The organism is Kitasatospora sp. NPDC085895, from assembly GCF_040702125.1.
GTDB classification, from domain to species: domain Bacteria; phylum Actinomycetota; class Actinomycetes; order Streptomycetales; family Streptomycetaceae; genus Kitasatospora; species Kitasatospora arboriphila.
Genome location: NZ_JBFBJY010000186.1, coordinates 1 through 4,771 on the forward strand (window position 1 = coordinate 1; position 4,771 = coordinate 4,771).

General features: G+C 74.6%; 2 protein-coding genes and 1 pseudogene. 1 reads left to right on the forward strand and 2 read right to left on the reverse strand.

The features are described from left to right. Positions 1-59: 59 nt before the first annotated feature. Together AB0442_RS41880 and AB0442_RS41885 are read right to left on the reverse strand one after the other, a co-directional pair. Positions 60-1,142: a hypothetical protein gene (locus tag AB0442_RS41880; protein ID WP_366168765.1), complete on the reverse strand. Its 1,083-nt coding sequence runs from the start codon at positions 1,140-1,142 to the stop codon at positions 60-62. Positions 1,143-1,150: 8 nt separating this feature from the next. Then, a complete protein-coding gene (locus AB0442_RS41885) occupies positions 1,151-3,229 on the reverse strand; it encodes a toxin glutamine deamidase domain-containing protein (RefSeq protein ID WP_366168766.1) in 2,079 nt (692 codons plus the stop codon). Positions 3,230-4,376: 1,147 nt separating this feature from the next. Here AB0442_RS41885 and AB0442_RS41890 point away from each other — a divergent pair. Then, positions 4,377-4,771 (forward strand): annotated as a pseudogene (locus tag AB0442_RS41890) (hypothetical protein); the annotation flags it as partial.

Genomic DNA, 4,771 nt, shown 5'->3' on the forward strand with positions numbered 1-4,771 from the left:
GACATGTGACGATGCGTCAGGCGGATCGGCGCCGGGGCTGCGCGTCCGGAACGGCAGGCTCAGATGAGCATGTTGCGTCCCCCGCCGTGCAGCGGGGCGTGTCGCACCGTGGAAGCACCCCGGACGGTGTCATCCGTCGTGAACTCGTAGGCGACGAACGCCTCGACCGCCTCCTCGGCCTGCCTGAGCTCCTCGAGGGAGACCTCGCGGCCGCGGACCGCGGCCGCGGCCTGCACCCGGAGGTCGTCCGGCATCCCGAGAACGCCCTCGGCCATCACCAACGGTGCCAGCAACTGCCGGACCTTCGGAGCGGCCGGACCGAACGACGCCAGGACGTACTCCCAGGCCTCTTCCAGCGTTCGGGGCAACCCGGGCTCCACCGTCCCTCGGACCCGGACCTCCATGGCCAACACCTCGGCCAACAGGAAGTTCGGCCAGGCCGCCGACGTCAGCGCGGCGGCAGCCCCGGCGGCATCGGCGGCATCGGCGGCCGCGTAGACCGAGCCCGGCACGTCCAGCAGGCCGCGCACCCATGCCTCGAATCCGGCCCGGTCCGGGGCGAACCGCTCGTCGTCGAGGTCGATCACCGACCGGACCAGACGCGGATACCGCCGCAGCAGTGCGTCCAGGTCCTCCCGGCCGACTTCGGCGAGCAGCAACGCGCTGTATCCGCTGCCGTCCCGGCCCATCGTGGACGGGTCCAGGAACGTGCGGACCATTTCCGGTACGCCGCGACGCGCCGCCGTTGCCCGCAGCCGCCCGGGAACGCCGCTCAACAGGATTGCCTGCGGGCGGTCCGTCTCCTCCAACGCCCTGGTCAACCCGGAGTAGTCGAGGTCGCCCTCCAGGCTCGCGGCCAGGCCCGTGTCGGCGGCCAGCGCCCGCAACCACTCCCCCTCGGTCTCCCCGTCCGCGTCCGCGACGCCGAGGAAGGCGTTGACCGGCGGCAGCGGCCCGTCGTCCGAAGGGATGAACCCGCGTGCCTCTTCGTCGGCCCCGAGGGCCGTGCGGGCCAGGAGCCAGCTCTTGCCCGACCCACGGTCCCCGGTCACCAGACGGACCCCGTCCGTGATGTCCCTCCGCTCGAGCCACGCCGCCAGTTCCTCGGCGGCGGCCAGACGTCCGGCCAAGTGGAAGCGCATGCGGGGGTTCACTCCTCGTTGTCGTTCGATTCGCCGACCGCGGTCGGCTGCGCGGCGGAAACGGCGGGATTACCGGACGGATAGTAGCGGCGGTCCTCGGCGATGATCTGCGCACGGTTCTTAATGATCTTTTGAACCTGGTCCTTCATCTTCTGGGCGCTCGTGCCGTCGTCCGGGTGCGGAACCGAGTGGGTGACACGGACCTTGCCGAACGTGGTGTACAGGATCCTCGCGCAGCCGGACTGCCTGCAGGGCGCCCGCTCGGAGTACACCTCGATGAGCTTGACCTGCTGCGGCGGCGTCAGATTGCGCTGGACCTCCTTCAGGTATTCGGTGGCCACCTTCTCCGAGTGCCCGGCGTGCGTCCAGGGTTGGTCCGCGATGGGGGCCACCGTGTTCACGCGGGCGGGCCAGTTCCGGGAAATGAGCACCTGCTCGGTGCCGCCGGGCTCGACGACGAACCTGAAGGCCGCGTAGTTGGCCTGGAGGCTCTCGTGCAGATCGCCCACGTTCGGGTGCCGGGTGAGGATCGAGTCCGGTACGGCGTAGTGCTGGAAGAAGGCGTCATCGGCTCGGGCCGCCTCGACCATTTTGCTGAGGGGCGATTCACCGAAGCCCTCTTGCTGCGAGGCCGCGAGCTCCTGCCACTCGTGGCCCGCCCGGTTCCTTTCCGGAGCAGGGGGGTCCTTGAGGTACCCGTCCTCGGACTCCTTGTGGTCGGTGTCCAAGCGTTCGCCGTAATCGGGCGCACTCGTCGTCCGCTTGCCGGCGGCCTCCTCCGGGGCGCGCCGCTCGGGGCGGGTGTCGGATGCCTCGTGGTGCGGATCGCGTTCGGGCGTCGCGGGGCGGCGGTCCGGGGCCAGCGGGATCGCGAACACGCCGTGGTCACCGCTGTGGAGGGGCTGGTCGGAGCGGCGGCCGGTCTGGGCGTCGACGTAGGTGATCTTGCCGTTGTGGTTGACGGCGTTCCAGGCGTGGGCGCGGCCGTCCGCGTCGCGGGTGATGATGACGGCCTGCGAACCGTGGCCCTCGCGGCGGAGGGTGTCCTCCAGCCGGCGGTAGGCGTCCTTGCCGTCACCCATGTCGGAGAACTTGGCGCCGAGGGCGTTCTCGATGCGGTCGCGGCCGCCGCGCTCACCGCGGTCCGAGGGGTTGCCGTCCGCGTCGTGGTCGGGGGTGCGGGCAGCCGCCGGGGTCGGATGCCCCGAGTAGGTGTCGACGGTGGCCAGTGCCACGTCGACGCAGTTGTTGTGGCGCCCGGGCGCGTTCGGATCGCCGTTGATGGCTCGCGGCCAGTCGCCCTCCGGGTCGGGGTGCCGCTGCGGCTTGCCGTCGGCGTCGCGCGGGACGGAGTTCTCGACCCGCTCACGGTCGTGGTGGCTCGGCTCGACCAGACCGCCCGGGCTTCCGTGCGGACGGTCGGCGGTGGCCGGACGGTCCGGGTCGCCCGGCTTGTGGTTGGGGGTGTCGCCGTCGGCCGGCTCGTGGTCCGGGGTGGCGTGCTCGGGGTCGCGGTTCGGCGTAGGCCTGCCGCGGTCGTCGCGCCGGTCCGCCTCCGGGCGGTCTGCACGCGGGTCCGGGCGAGTGGGTGCGTCGTCCGGACGCTCCGCCCGAGGGTCCTGACGCGGAGCGCTGTCGGCCGGGCGATCGGCACGCGGGTCCGGACGCGAGGTGGCGTCGGGACGCGGTGTGCCGGTCCGCGGGTCGGGACGGCCGGCGGTGGGCTGCTGACCCAGGTTGACGGGGCGGTCGGTGCGGTCCGGGCCCGGATTGTTCCGCTGCCCGGGGAGGGTGGGCCGGTCGGCGTTCGGGGTGCCGGTGGCGGGGCGGTCGGTACGCGGCGTGTTCGCGCTGCCCGTGCCGGGCATCCCGGTGGTCGGCGGGACACTTGCGCCGGGGTTCACCGGGCCGGTGGTCTGGGACGGCTGGCCAGTGGACGGCGTTGCGGCGCTGTCCGGGGTGGGCGTACCGGGCGTATGGGTCGGCGGTGCATCCGCGACCGCGGTGGAGGCGGTGTGGACGGTCGCCCGGGGCGGCCCGTCCGAGGACGGCGTGCGGGAGGCGTCGCCGGCCGGGAGGTGCGGCACCGGACCTGCATGCGGCGGCACCGCCGAACCGGAACGTTCCTGCGGGGCGCCCTCCTCGGCCCGCGGGGTTGACTCGTGTCGCTGCGGCGGCGCCTCGTGCCCGGGGCGGCCGGCCTCCGGACCGTTGGTATTTGCCGGGGCGTCCCCACGCACCGGACCGTACGACGGGGACGGTCGTCCGTCGCCGTCGTGGGACGGAGTCCCGGACGGCTCGTCGCTGCCGCGCACCGGGCCGTAGGACGGAGCGGTGATGTGCGCATCGGCGGCATGCGGCTGGGCCTGCTGGGCGTGCGCGGGCGTCGGGCCGGCGTCCGGGGAGGGACGGGACGACGGGGAGCCGGCCTCGTGGCTCGGCGTCGGCGTCGGCGTCGGCGTCGGCGTCGGCGTGCGGGACGAATCGGGTGCGGTGTGGGCGGAGGCCGGGCCGGGCCGGTCGGCATCCGCACCCGCGCGCGACGGGGTGCCGCTGTCACCACCGTGGTGCGGACCGGCGGAAGGCGCCGCCTCGGACCGGCCGGCCGGCGTACCGCCGTGGGTCGGGGTCGACGCGGGAGCGGGCGAACCGTCCGACGCGGTGTGGGCGGAGACGGGACCGGGCCGAGTGGCATCCCCACCCGGGTGCGAGGCGGTACCGCTGTCACCGGCGTGGGGCGTGCCACCGTGGGCCGGGGCCGACGTTCCGTCACCGGCGTGGTGGGACGCAGGGGTCGGGGCAGGAGCGGGAGCGCTGTCGGGCGCCGGGTGCGCGGTGGCCGGGCCGGGCCGGGTGGTGTCCGCGCCGGAGCGGTCCGCGGGAGCGTCGCCGCTGTGCGCGGGGCCGCCGTCCGCAGCGCCGTCCTGGGCGGGAGGGGTGGGCCGGCTGTCGGTACCGGTGTGCGCGGGCGGCGCGTCCGCAGCGGGCGCCGGCCGGCTGTCCGTACCCGTGTGGGCGGGCGCGGCCGTGTCCGCAGCGGGCGTGGGTGCGGGGTCGGAGCTCAGCCGCGTGCCGAAGGGGTCGACCGGTGCGGTGTTGCGGTGGTCACCCGCGGGTTCCGGAGCCGGGGCGGGCCGGGGTGTGCTCTCACTGCGGTTGCTCGCACCGCCGTCATCGCTCCCGCTATGACCGCTGTTCCCGCTGTCGGCCGAGGGCGTGTGGCCGGTGCCGCCGTTGCCCGAATCGCCGGCCGACGGACGCGAGCCGCTCGGCGAGGACCCGGACGTCCCCGACCCGTGCGAGCCCGAGCCCGACGTCCCGGTGCTGCCCGAGCCACCCGACGAACCCGCCGAGCCCGACGAATCCGAGGAACCCGACGTGTGGGAGGACGCGTCGGACGACGACCCGGAGTCCCCGCCGTTCCCGTTCCCGTCCCCGCTCCCGTGCTCGCCGCCGCCCTCGTGGCCGCCGCTTTCGCCGTGTCCGGCCGCACGCTCCGCATGGTGTCGGGCGGCGCCGCCCGCCTTGGAGCCGAGCCCGTCGCGCAGCGACTCCCCGAACGTCTGCTTCCAGTTCTCCGCGGAGGACTTGCCCTCCTCCCAGCCCTTCTTCACCGTCCGGCCGACGTC

Coding starts and splice junctions, on each gene's coding strand:
- AB0442_RS41880 (WP_366168765.1), bottom strand. CDS start 1,142: ATGCGCTTCCACTTGGCCGGACGTCTGGCCGCCGCCGAGGAACTGGCG.